16 protein-coding genes are annotated in these 17,271 nt (G+C 52.7%); all 16 read right to left on the bottom strand.

Going from position 1 to position 17,271, the window contains the following annotated elements; genetic code table 11:
- Positions 1–6 precede the first annotated feature (6 nt).
- Positions 7–1,227: a colanic acid biosynthesis glycosyltransferase WcaL gene (wcaL, locus tag FOB24_RS16285; protein ID WP_085047930.1), complete on the bottom strand. Its 1,221-nt coding sequence runs from the start codon at positions 1,225–1,227 to the stop codon at positions 7–9.
- On the bottom strand, positions 1,224–2,504 hold the full coding sequence (gene wcaK / locus FOB24_RS16290) for a colanic acid biosynthesis pyruvyl transferase WcaK (protein WP_150345176.1): 1,281 nt from the start codon (positions 2,502–2,504) through the stop codon (positions 1,224–1,226). The genes wcaL and wcaK overlap by 4 nt, the downstream gene beginning before the upstream one ends.
- A 23-nt stretch (positions 2,505–2,527) precedes the next feature.
- Positions 2,528–4,006, bottom strand: a complete 1,479-nt coding sequence (gene wzxC, locus FOB24_RS16295) for a colanic acid undecaprenyl disphosphate flippase WzxC (RefSeq protein ID WP_150345177.1) — start codon at positions 4,004–4,006, stop codon at positions 2,528–2,530.
- Between the two features lies 1 nt (position 4,007).
- On the bottom strand, positions 4,008–5,402 hold the full coding sequence (wcaJ, locus tag FOB24_RS16300) for an undecaprenyl-phosphate glucose phosphotransferase (RefSeq protein ID WP_038641768.1): 1,395 nt from the start codon (positions 5,400–5,402) through the stop codon (positions 4,008–4,010).
- Between the two features lie 54 nt (positions 5,403–5,456).
- A complete protein-coding gene (gene cpsG, locus FOB24_RS16305; protein ID WP_150345178.1) occupies positions 5,457–6,827 on the bottom strand; it encodes a colanic acid biosynthesis phosphomannomutase CpsG in 1,371 nt (456 codons plus the stop codon).
- Positions 6,828–6,957: 130 nt separating this feature from the next.
- A complete protein-coding gene (gene cpsB, locus FOB24_RS16310; protein ID WP_150345583.1) occupies positions 6,958–8,394 on the bottom strand; it encodes a mannose-1-phosphate guanyltransferase in 1,437 nt (478 codons plus the stop codon).
- Positions 8,394–9,620, bottom strand: a complete 1,227-nt coding sequence (wcaI, locus tag FOB24_RS16315; protein ID WP_150345179.1) for a colanic acid biosynthesis fucosyltransferase WcaI — start codon at positions 9,618–9,620, stop codon at positions 8,394–8,396. The genes cpsB and wcaI overlap by 1 nt, the downstream gene beginning before the upstream one ends.
- Complete coding sequence (locus tag FOB24_RS16320; protein WP_038641775.1) at positions 9,617–10,096, bottom strand: GDP-mannose mannosyl hydrolase; 480 nt, start codon at positions 10,094–10,096, stop codon at positions 9,617–9,619. The genes wcaI and FOB24_RS16320 overlap by 4 nt, the downstream gene beginning before the upstream one ends.
- Before the next feature lie 2 nt (positions 10,097–10,098).
- A complete protein-coding gene (gene fcl, locus FOB24_RS16325; protein ID WP_150345180.1) occupies positions 10,099–11,064 on the bottom strand; it encodes a GDP-L-fucose synthase in 966 nt (321 codons plus the stop codon).
- A 2-nt stretch (positions 11,065–11,066) separates the two neighbouring features.
- On the bottom strand, positions 11,067–12,188 hold the full coding sequence (gene gmd / locus FOB24_RS16330; protein WP_038641779.1) for a GDP-mannose 4,6-dehydratase: 1,122 nt from the start codon (positions 12,186–12,188) through the stop codon (positions 11,067–11,069).
- Positions 12,189–12,212: 24 nt separating this feature from the next.
- Positions 12,213–12,767, bottom strand: a complete 555-nt coding sequence (wcaF, locus tag FOB24_RS16335) for a colanic acid biosynthesis acetyltransferase WcaF (RefSeq protein WP_150345181.1) — start codon at positions 12,765–12,767, stop codon at positions 12,213–12,215.
- A 9-nt stretch (positions 12,768–12,776) separates the two neighbouring features.
- Positions 12,777–13,523 carry a colanic acid biosynthesis glycosyltransferase WcaE gene (gene wcaE, locus FOB24_RS16340; protein ID WP_150345182.1) on the bottom strand — a complete coding sequence of 249 codons (747 nt, stop codon included), beginning with the start codon at positions 13,521–13,523 and terminating at the stop codon, positions 12,777–12,779.
- A 5-nt stretch (positions 13,524–13,528) separates the two neighbouring features.
- Positions 13,529–14,746: a colanic acid polymerase WcaD gene (gene wcaD / locus FOB24_RS16345; protein ID WP_150345183.1), complete on the bottom strand. Its 1,218-nt coding sequence runs from the start codon at positions 14,744–14,746 to the stop codon at positions 13,529–13,531.
- The gene (gene wcaC / locus FOB24_RS16350; protein WP_150345184.1) at positions 14,721–15,938 is read right to left on the bottom strand and encodes a colanic acid biosynthesis glycosyltransferase WcaC; all 1,218 of its coding nucleotides are present in this window, start codon (positions 15,936–15,938) and stop codon (positions 14,721–14,723) included. The genes wcaD and wcaC overlap by 26 nt, the downstream gene beginning before the upstream one ends.
- On the bottom strand, positions 15,935–16,423 hold the full coding sequence (gene wcaB, locus FOB24_RS16355) for a colanic acid biosynthesis acetyltransferase WcaB (RefSeq protein WP_038641791.1): 489 nt from the start codon (positions 16,421–16,423) through the stop codon (positions 15,935–15,937). The genes wcaC and wcaB overlap by 4 nt, the downstream gene beginning before the upstream one ends.
- Positions 16,424–16,425: 2 nt before the next feature.
- Positions 16,426–17,268: a colanic acid biosynthesis glycosyltransferase WcaA gene (wcaA, locus tag FOB24_RS16360; protein ID WP_069323489.1), complete on the bottom strand. Its 843-nt coding sequence runs from the start codon at positions 17,266–17,268 to the stop codon at positions 16,426–16,428.
- Positions 17,269–17,271 lie beyond the last annotated feature (3 nt).

A 17,271-nucleotide genomic window follows, 5' to 3' on the forward strand; every position in this document is an offset into this window, starting at 1 on the left:
CTCGATTTACATCGTTTGCAGCAGGCTGGCTAACTGTTTATTGATCGCTAACTGATTAAATTCAGCTTCAATTTTTTCTCGCGCGCATTGCACAATCGGCTGCACCTGTTCGCTGTCGAGCAGGCTGAATGCAGCTAACCGTTCAGCCAACGCCTGGGCATCGTTTTCCGGTGCCAGCCAGCCAGATTTACCCGACTCCACCAGCTCAGGGATCCCGCTATGAACCGTCGAAATGACCGGGATCCCCACCGCCATCGCCTCCATCAGCGCTACCGGGATCCCCTCCATATCGCCATCCCTGCCGGTAATCGAAGGCAGCAGAAATACATCTGCTTGCTCAAGCATCTCCTTCACCTGATGACTGGGTTTAAAGCCAGGCATCTCAATCACATCATCGAGTTGGTATTGTTCGATCAGCGTCCGCAGACGACGTTCCCAGGGACCAATGCCAAGAATGCGATAGCGAAATAAGACGCCCTGCTCTTTCAACTGCCGACAGGCTTCGATGGCGACGTGCAGCCCTTTTTTCTCGGTTAAGCGCGCGACAGAAATAATCTCCAACGGCGCGGCTGGCGATTTCAGTTGGCGCGGGGTAAAGCGCGTCATATCGATTCCCATACGCGAGACGGCAATTTTCTGCGGCGGACATCCCATGTTTTTTAAACGTCCGGCCCAGAGATTGCTGATGGGCAGCATCAAGTCACCGCGCTGAAACAGCTGCTGATATTCGGAGGTATAGCGGGCCAATACATCCCGGTGCGAAACATCAACACCATGAAATACCGTGGCGATTTTCCCGCGGATCATTCCAAGCTCACGCAGTTTGGCAGCCGTCACGCCTGCCGGGCCAAAGTGCGCAATAAAGACATCCGCCTGAAATGCCTGCGGATTCCCACCGCAAATAGCCGCCAAAATCAAATTGCGCGCCTCGTCGCCATAGCGAGAGATATTCAGTGCTTTCCAGGTGGCTGCGCGGGTGATGCCCTGCAATGCAGCAGCCGCCCTGAATTTGAGCTTTGCCAGTTTGCCGTCCGGTTCATTCAGCAACCAACGCGTTTTGTCGCCCAATTGGTAGGTATTAAATGAGGCATGCGTATTTTCAAGGTCGCCCTTATGCATCGCGACAATCTCCACCTCATAGCCCATATCGATGAACGCAGTGATCTGATTTAATACGAAGGTCTCTGAGGAGAGTGGAAATTTAAGCAGGAAAAAACCAATCTTCATTTTTCCCCCTCAATGCGCGTTAATACCGACTGCACCATACGCACCCCACGTTCGCGTTCACGCATAACCGCGTCCCCTACCCGTATGTTCAGGTCAGGAAGCTGTCCGAGAATATCGGCGACTTTGCCCTCAAGGCTGCCATCCAGCAAATGGCGAATATCGACGGCCATCTCCGGTAGCCCCAGTTGCTGCATGATCCCTGCCGATTTATGCTCATAGTTAATGGCGATGGCGGGCGTCATAAAATTCATCGAGATGATGGCTGAGTGCAGGCGAGTGCCCACCGTCAGGTCGCATGCCCCGAGAATTTTTCCCATCTCAAGGTCGTTGAGTTCATCCATTACCACATGATAACGGGCCGGGTCGTTAACATGCTGACGCAGGTTCAACGCCACCATACGGTCATCTTTGTTGTAACTATCGATACCGGTACAGGTTGACAACGCTATCACCTGGTACCCTTCATCGAGAATGCGGTTCACTACCCCGGCAAAGGCTTGTTCATAAGCCTGTTGCGTCGTCCCCAGACGCTTATCAAAGGGCGCCAGCTCACGCAAAGTAATGGCCACAGTCTTCTGCTTTGCCACCATTTTCAACCAGTGCTGTACGGCATAGCCTGGCTCAAAATCCTCATGATGATTGTCGACCAGCCAGGCGGTATCCACGCCTGCCTCAACCTTTTCCGCGGTTATTGCGCTGCGTTTCATCAGTTCCAGACTAACTGATTCGCGCAAAATCAGCGCGTTACAGTGGCCAAAAACGTAGTTTGCCAGTTGATTAAACTGCTCATCCTGGAATGGCCCCACGCTGTGCCCAATCATGTACAGCGGTTTTTTCGCCATAAATGAACACAGGGCATGTTCGAACTGCGGCACGCCATACAAATCAACAAAAAACGATCCGCCGACCTGGATGATGGCGTCATAGCGCGACAACAGACGGACAAAATCGGTAAATCCCTGGGCGATAGCGATGTTGCGCAGATTACCGGAGTCGGTGACGCGCGAGAGCAGCACTTGGTGCTGATAGCGACGGCGCAAGACCTTCTTCACCCGTCCCATGACACCCGCGGCGTTGTTGTGTTGCTTCATCTGCGAATATAATGGATCGCCCATCACCGGACGATTGAGTAACCATGAGGAGCTTACCGGGTAGCGGCTCATAACATCGACTTCAGTCTCGGGACGCTGCGCGTTAATGGCATCCAGCAAACCGCGCAGAATAGCGCTATCCCCTCGGTTCCCGCAGGTATGGTTGCCCAAAATTAATAGTTTCATTATGACCTCTTAAAGCGTTGTTCTTATCCTGCACGGAGCAAGGTTTTCATTTTTTCACTGCGACAGAGCTGGCGTTTTATTTCCACCACCAGCGGGTGGCGCGACAGCACAATCATCACCGTAAACGCCAGCGTTCCCGCCGCGATTTGCAACCCCAGCACCGCGCTTAACGGCAGTTGGTTGCGCAGGGTAAAACCCAGCGCATAGCTCACAACAACGGTTGGCAAGGAGAGATACAACGGTAGCCACAGACTGAGCATGTACTGACGGTAGCTGGAACCCAGAACAGGTTTGATCATCACGAAATAACTGAGGATGGTGTTAATCACCTGAACCAGCAAAAAGCCCAGCGTCACGCCTGTCGCCCCCGCCAGATGTCCACCGATGAAAATGGCCGGAATAAACAGAAAGGTTTTGAACACATTGAATTTGAAGCTGATATCAACCCGCGCCTTCGCCATCAGCAGTGAACCGATCGGATTCCCGACAGAGCGCAGTAGCCCGACAATGCACAACAATTGCAGGACGGGGACAATACCGTTCCACTTCTCGCCAAATACCAGCGGCACCAGATTGTTCGCTACCACCATTAATCCCAGCAGCGCCGGAAAATTGATGATCCCGACCACCGACAGTAGTTTGTAAAAATTCACCCGCAATTTTTCGCTATCGTCCTGAATTTTGGCAAACGCCGGAAACAGAACGCGGGTAATGATCGGGTTCAGTTTGATTGGCGGTACAACCGCCACGTTCCAGGCAAGATTGAATCCCCCCGCGACGCTTGCCCCCAACGTTCTGGCCAGCACCAGCGTAGAAAGATTGGTATTGATATAATTAATAATGCTATCCGCCGTCAGCCATGCGCCGAAACGTAGGTTTGACGAAACGGAAGCCAGCGAGAAATGCAGCCCCGGACGGTAAATCTGGCGACCAAAATAGCCGAACAGCAGCGTACGTAGCGTACTGTTCACCAGATACCCAAGAATAGCCGTCAGCGCGAGCGGCCAGAAATGGGCGCTCACCACGGTAAAGGTAAAGCCGGCCAGCACCGAACTGGTCTCAATCATGCCGATTTTGTTAAAGGCCAGTTCTTTTTGCATCAGCGCGCGAAACTGCTGGCCGTGCGGTATCACCACAAACGCCAGTGATAACGTTTTGATGAGCGGAGCCAGTTCGGGGTTATTGAGTACGCTGGCAATTGTCTCGCTAAGCAGAAACATCGTCACGCATACCACAATACCGAGTCCGACATTGAGCCAGTACAAGGTGGTCAGTTCAAGGTAGCCAATCTCTTTGCGCTGAATAATGGAGTTGGCAATGCCAAAGTCAGACAACGTGTCGGCTAGGGCAATGATCACCAGCGCCACGGTTAACAACCCGAACTGGTGATTATCAATAATCCGCGCCAGGACGGTCATCTGGACAAGTCCGAGGCCAATAATGATCACCGTGGCAATTGCCGACCACTTCGCGCCATTCAGCGTTTTTTCTCGTAAACTCATGTTAATACGCCGCTTTGTTCACAAAGCCTTTAAATATCGTCAGAAAAACAATTTTGATATCGAACCATAAGCTCCACTCGCGAATATATTCGAGGTCAAATTCCACACGTTTTTCCATTTTTTCCAGCGTATCGGTTTCCCCCCGCCAGCCGTTGATTTGCGCCCAACCGGTAATGCCCGGCTTCACCTTATGACGTAACATGTAACCCTCAATCAGTTGGCGGTACTGTTCGTTATGCGCCACCGCGTGCGGACGTGGCCCGACGATAGACATCCCTCCCGTCAGCACGTTAATAAACTGCGGTAACTCATCCAGCGACGTCCGGCGCAGAAAATTCCCCACCGGCGTCACGCGTGGGTCGTTTTGCGTCGCCTGCGTCACCACCGCGTCGTTTTCCATCACTTTCATTGAACGAAACTTCCAGACTTTGATCGGCTTCCCATCCATGCCGTAACGGGTCTGGCGGAAAATTACCGGTCCTTTTGAGGTCAGTTTCACCAGTAACGCAATGCCACACAGCACCGGGGAAATCAGCAGCAGGATCAGCGAGGCCAGCACGATATCTTCCGCACGCTTCAACAGACGGTTAATGCCCGAGAGCGGCGTGTCATACAGCGGCACCACCGGAACACCGTTCATCTCTTCAATCCGTGAATGCAGGATGTTGAAGGTAAAGACATCGGGGATGAGGATCACTGAGCAGGTCGTGTCGGCCAGATCGCGCACCAGTTTTTTCACACTGGCGCCATCGTTCATCGACATAGCGATATAGACGTTATGAATGCGTGAAGCTTTAGCGTCATCCACCAGTTGTTGCAGATTCCCGGCCCAGTCGCGGGAGTTTTTCCCTGGAACAGGATCGTGATAGACACCGGCTACTTCAAACCCCAGCCACGGTTCATGGCGAAAGCTGTCCAGTAGCATTTGCCCGGCGGGCAGGTTGCCTGCCACCGCAACCCGGCGGGTGTTGTAACCGCGATTACGCAGCCATCCCGCACCGTAGCGAATAAACGAACGGCTCAACACCAGACCCACGCTTGACAGCAGATACCACGCCAGCCAGACCGCAAGACGGTTATCGAAATCGTTATTAAAGGCAATTAAACCTGCGCTAAAAATCAGGCTCAGCGTCCAGTTTTGCAGCAACAGCACCAGCTCAGTGGATATTTTGACGCCGCGCCAGGAGCGATAAAAATCCGTTATCCCGCCGAGCATCTGAAAAACCACCAGCGTGATCAACGCCACCAGCAGGTGCATGTACAGGAAAGGCAAACCGCTTAATTCGCAGATTACCCATAGCCCGCCAAACATGATGGTGATATCCGAAAAACGTTGCACCATCGAAATTAACGACGCATTGGTTTTGGCGCGTTCGCGCTTCTTTAGATGTGTCATCGTGGTTCCTGTTAGTCGCCTTTGGCCCATAACCGGGCAAAGGAAGCACCGGCATTACTGATTCAGCAACGCCAGAAGAGTGCGCGTTCGCGCTTCCATCAACGGGATATCTCCGCGCGATTCCACGTTCAGGCGCACCACCGGTTCGGTATTGGAAGAGCGTAAATTGAAGCGCCAGTCGACAAACGACATGCTGATGCCATCCGTTCTGTCCACCGTCAGCGCTTCCCGGGAAAAGTGCTGCTCCACCCGTGCTATCGCTGCCGTCGGCTCCGCCAGCGTGCTGTTTATTTCTCCACTCGCCGGGTATGCCGCCATCCGGTCACGGACCAGTTCGCCCAGCGACTGTCCTTTCAGACACAGCAGCTCCGCCACCAGCAGCCACGGGATCATCCCGCTGTCGCAGTACGCAAAATCGCGGAAATAGTGATGCGCGCTCATCTCGCCGCCGTAAATGGCATCTTCATGGCGCATCCGCTCTTTAATAAACGCGTGTCCGGTTTTTGACATCACCGGTTTACCGCCTGCCGCCGTCACCACATCCACGGTGTTCCAGGACAGGCGCGGGTCGTGGATAATTTTCGCCCCCGGATTCTTCTCCAGAAACGCTTCCGCCAGCAGACCGACAATGTAGTACCCTTCTATAAACTGGCCTTTTTCATCAAACAGGAAGCAGCGGTCAAAATCCCCGTCAAAGGCAATCCCCATATCCGCACCGTGTGCAATCACCGCGTTACGCGTGTCTGCCCGGCACTCCGGCAGCAGAGGGTTGGGAATACCGTTGGGGAAATTGCCATCCGGCGTGTTGTGAATTTTGATGAACTCGACCGGCACGCCCAGCGCCTTAAAACGGGTTTCAATGGCGTCCACCACCGGGCCTGCCGCGCCGTTACCGGAATTGAGCACCAGCTTCATCGGTTTCAGGTTGCCGGGATTGATGTAACCCAGCAGGTGGTCAATGTAGGCATCGCGAGGATTAATCCGCTGGTAGCGGCCACGTCTGCTCTCATCAACCGCCGGGAAGTCATTCGCTTCCGCCAGACGTTGCACATCGCGCAGACCGGTATCGCCGCTGATAGGCCGCGCCCCTTCCCGCACCAGCTTCATGCCGTTGTAATCCAGCGGATTATGGCTGGCGGTCACTTCAATGCCGCCATCAACGCCAAGATGGAAAGTGGCGAAATAAATCTCTTCGGTGCCCGACATGCCAATATCCAGCACATCCACCCCTGCATCCTGCAGGCCTTTCGCCAGCGCCAGCTTCAGCGCCTCGCTGGTCAGGCGGACATCGCCGCCGAGGACGATGGTTTTCGGCTGCAAAAACTCGCCGTAAGCGCGGCCAATACGCCACGCAATCTCTTCATTTAACTCTTCGCCCAGTCGGCCGCGGATGTCATACGCTTTAAAACAGGTCAGTTTTGTCATGATTTACCCTTTTTCAGGCAACAGGAGGCCCTGACTCTTAATGAGCCTTTTTAACAAGTGTTAATGCATTGCCCGGTGCGCTTCCCTTATCGAGCCTACGCTGTTGCAGGCCGGATAAGCGCATCCGGCATCAGGCGCGCCCGTATCTGTCCGCAAACCGCACCACATCATCCTCATCGAGGTAAGATCCGGAGCGTACTTCAATCAGATCGAGCGGGATTTTTCCGGGGTTCTCCAGACAGTGGGTCGCTCCCAGCGGAATATAGACAGACTCGTTTTCAGCGAGCAGTTTGATATCATCATTAATTGTCACTTTCGCGGTACCTGCAACCACAACCCAGTGCTCAGCCCGATGATGATGCATCTGCACGGACAATCCCTCGCCAGGCTTGACGGTAATTCGCTTGACCTGGTAACGGTCTCCGGCATCAATGGAGTCATATTTGCCCCACGGACGATAAACTTCGCGGTGAATGTGGTGCTCATGGCGCCCGTCAGCTTTAATTTTCTCCACCACTTTTTTGACATCCTGTACCGCGTTGCGATCGGCAATCAGTACCGCGTCTTTGGTCTGCACCACCACCAGATCTTTCACCCCGACGGTCGTCACCAACCCGGATTCGGCATAGACGTAGCTGTTTTCCGTTTTGTGGCTAATGACATCGCCGTGATGCACATTACCTTCAGCAGTATGGGCGCTGATTTCCCACAATGATGACCAGGAGCCGACATCGCTCCAGCCTGCATTCATAGGCATCACCACCGCATCGGCCGTATGTTCCATTACCGCATAGTCCACAGACTCTTCCGGGCAGGCGAGAAACGCCTGTTCATCAACGCGAATAAAATCGAGATCGGGGTCGACGGTGCTCATGGCGTTTTCGCAGGCCTCAAGAATATCGGGACGATACTTTTTCAATTCTTCCAGGTAACGGCCTGCCCGGAACAGGAACATCCCGCTGTTCCAGTAGTAGTCGCCGCTTGCCACATACGCCTGTGCGGTTTCCAGATTGGGTTTTTCAACAAACTGCGCCACCTCAAAAGCCACCGCGTCAGTATTCGACGGTGAAACCTCGCCTCGACGGATATAGCCGTAGCCAGTCTCCGGTTGGTCCGGGACGATACCAAACGTCACCAGCTTACCCGCACTGGCATACGGCATCGCATTGCGAACCGCTTCGCGAAATGCCTCTTCGTCGGCAATCATATGATCGGCCGCCAGCACAAGTAGCAGCGGATCGTCACCCGGACACTGACGTTTTGCCGCCAGCGCAGCCAGCGCTATGGCTGGCGCAGTGTTGCGTCCGGCTGGTTCGAGAATAATGTTCTCGGTCAGTTTGTGCAGTTGCCGTAACTGTTCCGCAACGATAAAACGGTGTTGTTCATTACAGATAACTACCGGGCTTTCGCACTCCACACCGTTCAGACGGCAAATCGTCGTCTGCAACATGGTGAGATCGCCTTTCAGACACAGGAACTGCTTTGGATACAGTACGCGGGACAGCGGCCATAAACGGCTACCCGAGCCACCGGCCATGACTACCGGAAAGAGTTTGTTTTGACTCATCATGTACCCCGAATATCAGCAATAAATTGATTCAGCACGTTTTCTTTATCCAACGAGCGTTCGGCATACTCACGTGCCACCGTGTTAACTTTTGGCATGGTTAGCGCCTGTTGAATCCCGCCAACCAGCGCATTGACTGATTCCGGCTCGACACACACCGCGATGCCAGGATGAGCGTCACACAACTGACCCAATTCGGTCTCAGGCTCAGCGGTAATCACCGCGTTACCGCCAACGGCGAGGATATTAGTCAGTTTGGACGGCAGTACCGCATCCGCCGAGCCACGCTTTTGTACGACCAGATGACAGTCCGCGAGCTTGAGCAGCGCAGGCAGCGCTTCATAAGATTGCAGCGGAAAGAACATTACGTTGCGCAGGTCGCGTTCGCTGACCATGGTCTCCAGTCGCGCTTTGCCCCCGCCCTGCCCGACGATCGCAAACAGCCAGGGTTGCTCACTCAATTGGGCCGCCGCGTCGATGACGCTCTCAAGCCCCTGCTTTTCACCGATATTGCCCGAGTAGAGAATGATTTTTTGATCCGCGGGCAATCCCAGTTTCTGGCGCAACGCCAAAGCATCGGCGTCGGTCACGTCACGAAAGCGCGCCACTTCCGACCAGTTAGGAAAGAAAATAACCTTGCGTGGCGCAACGCCTTTTTCCATGGCTTTGCGCATCATGGAACGGGAAATCGTCGAAATATTGTCCACGTTGTGCAAACCACTGCGTTCAAACACGCTGGCCAGTTTCGCCACCATACCGCGCTTGCCTTTGCCTGCCATGCCAAGTCCCAACATGGCATCGACTTCATAATCCTGAATGTGCAGCAGCGTGCGCGCGCCGCTGAGTTTTGCCAGCAAGCGCATCCCCGGCGTACAAAACAGCGTCGGCACCACGCCGATGATGCGATCCGGTTTCCAGCGACGTTGCGCCAGCAGCGGGAAGAAACTGCTCAGGGCGAAACTGCCCAAATGCAGCAGACGCTTGAGCGTTGAGGGTTGCTCAGGCACATACAGCGGACAACGCCAGACGGTAGCATCCCCCTCCTCGCGACGATAGCGCCAGGATGAATAGCGACCATTAACTTTCCATTGCGGATAATAAGGTGGTGCGGTGATCACCCGCACGTCATGACCTTGTTGCGCCATCCACTCCACCATTTCACCGGTGTACTTGCCGATACCGGTCAGCTCCGGCGAGTAGTTAATGCCATACACCAGGATCCTCATAGCCCTGGTACTCCGCTCTGGCTTGCCTGGCAGAAGTAAGCCCGGCTGTTGGCGTGTACGCTGTCACTGGCCTGAATCTCTGTCGCCGCCAGCCAGCGGTAGGCATCATGTTGTGCATCAGGCAGTTGCAGGTCGTTTTCTGATACGCGCAGACGAAATCCCAGCACGATGTAATGCGTTGAGAAATCATCCCCGGAAAAGTTGTCGTCATAGAAGTGCTGCCAGACACCATAAAACTCAGCGGCGGACAGCGGTAGACGCAACCCCAACTCAGCTTCAGTCAGCCGTTCAAAAGCCGCATGTAGCGATTCATCTTTTTGCACACGACCGCCGGGAACAAACCAGTAGCCCTGCGCCGGACGATTGAGACGCTTACCGAGCAGAAACTCTCCCTCGGCGTTTTCCACGATCAAGTCGATAGAAATCAGCGGGGTTGAACGTACGACGGTGGCAAAATCCTCATGACGTAAAAACATGCTTACCCCCGATAACGCTGCTGGTTTTCAAGGAACCACTGCCAGGTGCTGGCAAGCCCTGCCTCAAGTGATATCTCGTGATACCAGCCCAACTGATGCAAACGCGTAACGTCGAGTAATTTGCGCGGCGTCCCGTCCGGTTTGCTGGCGTCAAACACCACGCGCCCCTTGTAACCCACTACCTTGGCAATGGTCTGGGCCAGTTCACGGATGGTGCAGTCCACGCCGGTACCCACATTGATATGCGACAGCATCGGCTGGGTATATTCCTGCCAGACTTCATGAGCCAGCTCCATTACGTGGATGCTGGCCGCCGCCATATCATCCACATGCAGAAACTCGCGCATCGGCGTGCCGCTTCCCCACACCACCACATCCGGCGCATTTTGCTCGCAGGCTTCGTGAAAGCGGCGCAGCAGCGCCGGGATCACATGCGAATTGCTTGGATGAAAGTTGTCATGCGGCCCGTACAAATTCGTCGGCATCACCGAGCGATAATCACGGCCATACTGACGGTTATACGATTCACACAGCTTGATGCCAGCTATTTTGGCAATCGCATACGGCTCGTTGGTCGGCTCCAGTTGCCCCTGCAAGAGTTCGCTTTCGGCTATTGGCTGGCTAGCATGTTTGGGATAAATACAGGATGATCCGAGAAACAGCAGTTTATTCACATTATGCAGATGCGCCGCATGAATAATGTTGCTCTCAATCATCATATTTTCGTAAATAAAATCAGCGGGATACGTGTTATTGGCCACGATCCCACCCACTTTTGCCGCCGCCAGGTACACCTGGTCAATACGTTCAGCGGCGAAGAAGTGACGCACCGCGTCTCCATCCAGCAGGTTAATCTCATCTCGGGTACGCAGCACCAGTTCGACATTATCTCGTTGGGCCAGCTGTCTTACGATGGCGGCCCCCACCATCCCGCGATGGCCCGCCACAAAAATACGTTGTTTCTTCATCCTCAGTACTCCAGCGCGATGGCAACCTCGTAACCGTGCGACTTCAGCAGGGAATGTTTCTTCGCTGCTTCAAGGTCGTTAGCGACCATTTCAGAGATCATCTGGCGCAGCGTAATTTCCGGTTTCCAGCCGAGTTTTTCATGTGCTCTGGCCGGGTCGCCCAATAGCGTTTCTACTTCTGCCGGACGGAAATAGCGCGGATCGACGGCGATTATCACGTCCCCAGGTTTCACGCCTGGCGCATCGTGTCCGGTCACGGAAACCACAATGCCTTTTTCATTCACGCCTTCACCTTCAAAACGCAGTTTGATACCCAGTTGCGCCGCCGCCATTTCTACAAACTGACGCACGGAATATTGCACGCCGGTGGCAATGACGAAATCTTCCGGCTGATCCTGCTGCAGCATCATCCACTGCATCCTGACGTAATCTTTGGCATGCCCCCAGTCACGCAGCGAATCCATGTTGCCCAGGTACAGGCATGACTCCAGGCCCTGAGCGATGTTGGCAATGGCGCGGGTGATTTTACGGGTGACGAAAGTTTCACCACGGCGTGGAGATTCGTGGTTAAACAGGATGCCGTTACAGGCATACATACCGTAGGATTCGCGGTAGTTAACGGTAATCCAGTAGGCGTAGAGCTTAGCCACCGCATAGGGCGAACGCGGGTAAAACGGCGTGGTCTCTTTCTGCGGAATTTCCTGTACCAGGCCGTAGAGTTCTGAGGTGGAGGCCTGATAGAAACGGGTCTTCTTTTCCAGACCAAGGAAGCGGATAGCCTCCAGCAAACGCAACGTACCTATTGCATCGACGTCCGCGGTGTATTCCGGTGAGTCAAACGACACCGCGACATGACTCATGGCGCCCAGGTTATAGACCTCATCCGGTTGGACCTCTTTTAAAATACGGGTCAGGTTGGATGAATCCGTCAAATCGCCATAGTGCAGATGGAATTTGGGGTTGCTTGAATGTGGATCCTGGTAGATATGGTCCACACGTTCGGTGTTGAATGATGAAGCGCGACGCTTAATGCCGTGCACTTCATACCCTTTTTCCAGCAGGAATTCTGCCAGGTAAGAACCATCCTGCCCGGTTACGCCAGTGATGAGAGCGACTTTTGACATGTTATTACCTCTTAAATGATCCCCTCAGGGAGTAACTTTCTCGACGCGTTCGCGCGTGACTACTGCGGGGTTTCCCCGACAAACGACATTTGCTGGCAGCGATTTAAATACGCTGCTGCGTGCTCCAACGACGGTGCCATCGCCAATCGTCACGCCAGGCGCGACAAAGACATCTGTCGCCAGCCAGCATTTATCGCCAACCACAATCGGTGTGGCGTTAATATCAAAATGTTGGCTGGCGTAATCATGACTTCCGGTACATAAATAACTTTTTTGCGAAATAACCGCGTGTGCGCCAATCGTAATATTACCCAACGTATATAAAACCGCGTCATCACCCACCCAGGCATAATCTCCCAGGGTTAATTTCCACGGATAAGTAATTTTTACTGAAGGTCGAATAACTACGTTTCTTCCTATTTTCGCACCGAACATGCGTAATAAAAACGCACGCCAGCGATACATTACCTGGGGTGACCAGCGAAACAGTGTTGCCTGTACCGCCCACCATAATTGCACTTTAATGACACCGCTACCGCGAAAACCTTTCGGCACGCTGAAGCCGCTTAAATCCTGCATAATGTGCCCTTACGTTTTGCCATATAAAGTTTTTGTTTTACCGGTTGTACGCAGCCGTAAATATTCAGAAACCCCAGTCAAAAAACCTGGCATATGTAATATCTGCCGCTGAACTTTTTTTGCATCGCGGCATAATTCCAGATTATTCGTCGTTGACACTCCGCCCATCGAAAACTCCGATACCAGCCCGTCCAGTTTTTTGAAAGCGTAACCAGATTTATATAGTCTGGCAGCCAGCGCGTAATCTGACGATATTTTATATTGCAAATCATAGCGCCAGACATTCAGTCCTGAGAGCGGAAAAAAGATGGCCTGATGGCTGGCAGGCAGGCTGTGATAAATATACCACCCCGGCTTTGCCCGGCGCTTAATTTTGTTACCATTGCCAAAATCCAGCAACGCGTCGCCGATAACCATGGCTTTATCACTCTGCGTTTTTAACTGGCGGATAAACTGAGCCGCATCGGCATGCAGAATATCCCCGGAATTGAGGAACAGCGCAAAGCGCCCGCGCGCCATCGCAATGCCTTTGTTCATCGCATCATAAATGCCGTTATCCGGTTCGCTGACAAACCGCAACCGATGTTCATCACCGAGACCTTCAAGAAACGCCGACGTACCGTCAGAGGAGCCGCCATCAACAACAATCCACTCAAAACTGATATCGCCTGCCTGCGCCAGGTGTGCCAGCGAGGCGTGAGTTTTGACGATCCCTTCCAGATTGCGAAAGGCGACGGTAATAATACTAAGCAGCATGTGATTTACCTCGCGATATTCAGCGCCTTGCGCAAAATAAACGGACACACAATTAAAAACGCGTATTCCGGACTAAATACTGACCCTGTAAAAAACAGCGACAGCGGCGTAAAAAGATATAGCTGCACCCGATAATTCTGATTATCACCAAAAGCAGTGATCATCATCTTCATGACTTTCCCCATGTACCACAGGGTTAATATCACGGCGAACCACGAAAAATTAATAATCAGCAGATACAAACCATTGTCTATCGTTTTACCCACATCCGCACCGTTAAAAATTCCGAATGACGCGACATATTCATAAAGCGAACCGAATCTTACGACGCCATCAACATGCATTAACGAATAACCGACCATCACTAGCGGTCCCACGATTCGATAATACGATGACGACCCCTCGGTGCCTAAATCCCCAAGGCGCGTTGCGATGTATGGAAACGCAAATATCACACCGACTAAAAACACGCTTAATGAGATTATCGCCAGCGGCAACTTCTTTTTAATCGCATCCTTATTCAGGTACTGGAACGCCCACTCCAGGAGATAAAACAAAATAAACGTCATCACCCCGGAAAACGACCCTGATAATATTATCCCTGCCAGAATCATAGCATCGGACTTAGGCGTTTTGATACCAAACTGTTTGATACTGAGCCAAATTGAGATTAACGCCAGAGCGAAGAATGCCGGTTCGAAATAAAGCGCAGTGGTGCGTTTTCCGCCAAACTTAATAAAGTTCAGAACATAGCTGTTACTGTAAATAAGATATTTCGAAATAACTTCCATTAAACTGCTGCCGCCGCTGAGAATGATCTGCGCCATTTCAACTGCCGCTAACCCTACCACCAGCCCGACAACCAGCCAGAAAAAGCGCAGGATCTTAATATAGTTATGCGGCGAAATGGTTTTGAAGCGAATACTCCACACCATGCCAATAATCACCACGGTATAGACAAACAGCATCGCGGACGTGACGTACTTACTGGCATTCAGCGATTGACCGAACAGGTAGTTAAACGCCGTCAACCCTCCCCCCACGCCCAGCGCAATCATTAATTTTTTAATATTGATGCGCTCGACAAACAGCAACAGCAGAACGGGCAAGAATGTGACAATCGTTATCGGGAAGCTCTCGCCAAGTTGGGCAAGTTTGACGTTAACCAGCAGATAAAGCAGCGGTAGCAGCAGATAGCTACAGATTCTGATAGAACGAGACATATTCCTCCAGCATCTGTTGTCCACTGTATGCCACCCGGCTGCGCTGGCTGAACGCGGCAAGCGATGTGTCGAATACCGCCTGCGCAATGTCTGATTTTTTCAGTTGTACCAGCCGCAATACATCCGCTTCACTGAACGTTTTGCCGCCCGCTTTCGCCAGTACCTCTTGTGCCGCCTCGCTGTGCGTAGCAATCACCGGTACCCCGATGGAAAGCGCTTCGCACAGAATCAGCGGGTAATTATCAACGCGGGAGCTGAACACCAGTCCATCCATCTCGTTAAGCGCACTCATCAACGTTCGCTTATCGCTTTCGAAGCCATGATTGATGACGTTATCGCCAGCAAAGGGAGAAAATTTGCCGAAGGTATGCAGCTCAATTTTTTCCCCGAGCGCCATCATCTCCTGCACCAGGCGCTGATTGGTTTTACCGTCATAGCGCAGGTCATGAGCCACCACCGCGATTTTCGGTCTGCCGTGTGGTTCATATCTGGCGGGCAGTTCGGCAAGAATGGCTTCGGTTGCCACATCAATACCGTTGTTAATAATGCGGCAGCGCCCCATGCCATACAGACTGTTGAACGCGTCAGCCACATGCTGGCTGGGAGAGATAAACTGGCAGCCAAGCGCTAACATGTCGCGAAACCTCTGCCGCTTAGCGGGCACCTGCTGATGGGCTTTGTCGATTTTTACCGGCGGATAATTGCTTAACGTCGGGCATTTCTGGCAGCCGGTTTTCCAGCTTTCACACCCGTCTGTGAAAGCGCAACGCCCGGTCACGCTCCAGTGATCGTGCAGCGTCCAGACAAAGGTGATGTCCGGTTTATGCGCCTTCACCTTTTCGCAAAAGGTCACGACCTCTTCCAGGTTCAACCAGTAACTGTGCAGCACATGAAAATGCAGTACCAGCGGGCCGGATGTGCGGATCACCGTACGATATAAACTGTTAAGATTGCCAAACAGGTCGCGGTTAGCGAAACGAAATAGCGCAATATTCGCCGCCGACGTCAGGCGCGGCGTATGTTTGATAACATGCGGATAATTACCGTGGCTGGCGCTTTTCTTGCCGCCTTTGCCATAGCCGTACACAAAGCGTGACGTCAACCCTTTCGCCAGCGCGCGCAGATGCAGATCTAACGCCACACCTGCCGCTCCACCTTCTGCGAGTCGCACATTAAATTGTAAGATATTCATTTTGTTACCTTCACTCGTGCTTTCTCGCCCACCACCAGCGTGTTGTCAGGGATGCTATCCACTACCACGCTCCCGGCGCCAATGGTCACGTTATCGCCAATAGCGACATCGCCGAGCACAGTGACGTTGGCCCCCAGTTCGACACCGTTACCGATGACCGGACAGGACAAATCTTTGCCGCCAGGATTGCCAATGGTGACACCGTGGCGCAGGGTTAAATCGTCCCCTGCCACCACGTGTTTATTGATCACTACGCCATAACCATGATGGATAGTGAAACGACGACCGATAGATGCAGCGGCCTGAATTTCATAACCAAACAGGCATTCAGTGATCAGGCGATACAACACCAGCACCGGCGCAGCCCACAGGTTGTTCAAGATATTTTTTTTACGCCAGACGGAGCAAAAATGGGCAATCCGATAGGCCACTACCATACAGCAGGGGCGCAGACTCCAGCCGTTCGCACGTAAATCTTCCAGCATACTTAGCGTCCTCGCAGTCCGTCGGCCAGACGCTTACTGTTGCGAATGGAAAGCAACGTCAGCAGCGTGCGCCAGTTCATTCGTTTATTGCGGATCTGATAGAGCGTAAACAGCTGATATTTCTTACTCGCCCGGTCAAATTTACCTTTGTGCTTACGATAGAACTGAAAGTAGCCGGAGAATTTATGCGGTGACGAGGTAATGCGCATCTCACCGTGGTTCACATGCAGGATCTGCGTCGCCTCTTTGACCTTCCACGGTTTGCCGTACGCCACCACCATCCTGAGAAAAATGTCGTAATCCTGCGCGGCTTTCAGTGTGGTATCGAACAGGCATGCTTTAAAACGCCATGCCCACGTAAACACCTGATTACCAATAATATTGCGCTTGTAAAACTTGCGTCGGGAGTAAACTGACTTCGGATAGAGCGGCAGACTGGCCGGTTGCGAATACACTTCGCCTTCACAAACATAATCATTGGCATACAGAAACGCGTGCGTAACCAGTTGATGACGATGCTGCAGAAACACGCTCAGGCGATTCGGCGTCCATTCATCATCATCATCAATACCCGTAATATATTGCCCATTAGCCTGCATGATGGCCTGATTGCGTACCGCGCAGGCCCCGGAGTTCGTCGCGTTATGCGTATAGCACACGCGTGGGTCGTTCAGTTCCTCAACGAACTGCTGTAGTTGCTCATACGAGGAAGAACAGTCATCCACGATGATCATCTCCCAGTGAGGATAGTCCTGGCGCAACACCGATTTAATCGCCCGAATGGCCAGCTGTTGGCGATTCCAGGTTGGCATATAAATTGAAATGAGTGGGTTTTCTGTCGTCATTTT

It is taken from the genome of Citrobacter werkmanii, from assembly GCF_008693645.1.
Taxonomy (GTDB): domain Bacteria; phylum Pseudomonadota; class Gammaproteobacteria; order Enterobacterales; family Enterobacteriaceae; genus Citrobacter; species Citrobacter werkmanii.

Bases quoted from the DNA above. Each gene is read 5' to 3' on its own strand.
- wcaL (WP_085047930.1), bottom strand. From the start codon at position 1,227: ATGAAGATTGGTTTTTTCCTGCTTAAATTTCCACTCTCCTCAGAGACC.
- wcaK (WP_150345176.1), bottom strand. From the start codon at position 2,504: ATGAAACTATTAATTTTGGGCAACCATACCTGCGGGAACCGAGGGGAT.
- wzxC (WP_150345177.1), bottom strand. From the start codon at position 4,006: ATGAGTTTACGAGAAAAAACGCTGAATGGCGCGAAGTGGTCGGCAATT.
- wcaJ (WP_038641768.1), bottom strand. From the start codon at position 5,402: ATGACACATCTAAAGAAGCGCGAACGCGCCAAAACCAATGCGTCGTTA.
- cpsG (WP_150345178.1), bottom strand. From the start codon at position 6,827: ATGACAAAACTGACCTGTTTTAAAGCGTATGACATCCGCGGCCGACTG.
- cpsB (WP_150345583.1), bottom strand. From the start codon at position 8,394: ATGAGTCAAAACAAACTCTTTCCGGTAGTCATGGCCGGTGGCTCGGGT.
- wcaI (WP_150345179.1), bottom strand. From the start codon at position 9,620: ATGAGGATCCTGGTGTATGGCATTAACTACTCGCCGGAGCTGACCGGT.
- FOB24_RS16320 (WP_038641775.1), bottom strand. From the start codon at position 10,096: ATGTTTTTACGTCATGAGGATTTTGCCACCGTCGTACGTTCAACCCCG.
- fcl (WP_150345180.1), bottom strand. From the start codon at position 11,064: ATGAAGAAACAACGTATTTTTGTGGCGGGCCATCGCGGGATGGTGGGG.
- gmd (WP_038641779.1), bottom strand. From the start codon at position 12,188: ATGTCAAAAGTCGCTCTCATCACTGGCGTAACCGGGCAGGATGGTTCT.
- wcaF (WP_150345181.1), bottom strand. From the start codon at position 12,767: ATGCAGGATTTAAGCGGCTTCAGCGTGCCGAAAGGTTTTCGCGGTAGC.
- wcaE (WP_150345182.1), bottom strand. From the start codon at position 13,523: ATGCTGCTTAGTATTATTACCGTCGCCTTTCGCAATCTGGAAGGGATC.
- wcaD (WP_150345183.1), bottom strand. From the start codon at position 14,746: ATGTCTCGTTCTATCAGAATCTGTAGCTATCTGCTGCTACCGCTGCTT.
- wcaC (WP_150345184.1), bottom strand. From the start codon at position 15,938: ATGAATATCTTACAATTTAATGTGCGACTCGCAGAAGGTGGAGCGGCA.
- wcaB (WP_038641791.1), bottom strand. From the start codon at position 16,423: ATGCTGGAAGATTTACGTGCGAACGGCTGGAGTCTGCGCCCCTGCTGT.
- wcaA (WP_069323489.1), bottom strand. From the start codon at position 17,268: ATGACGACAGAAAACCCACTCATTTCAATTTATATGCCAACCTGGAAT.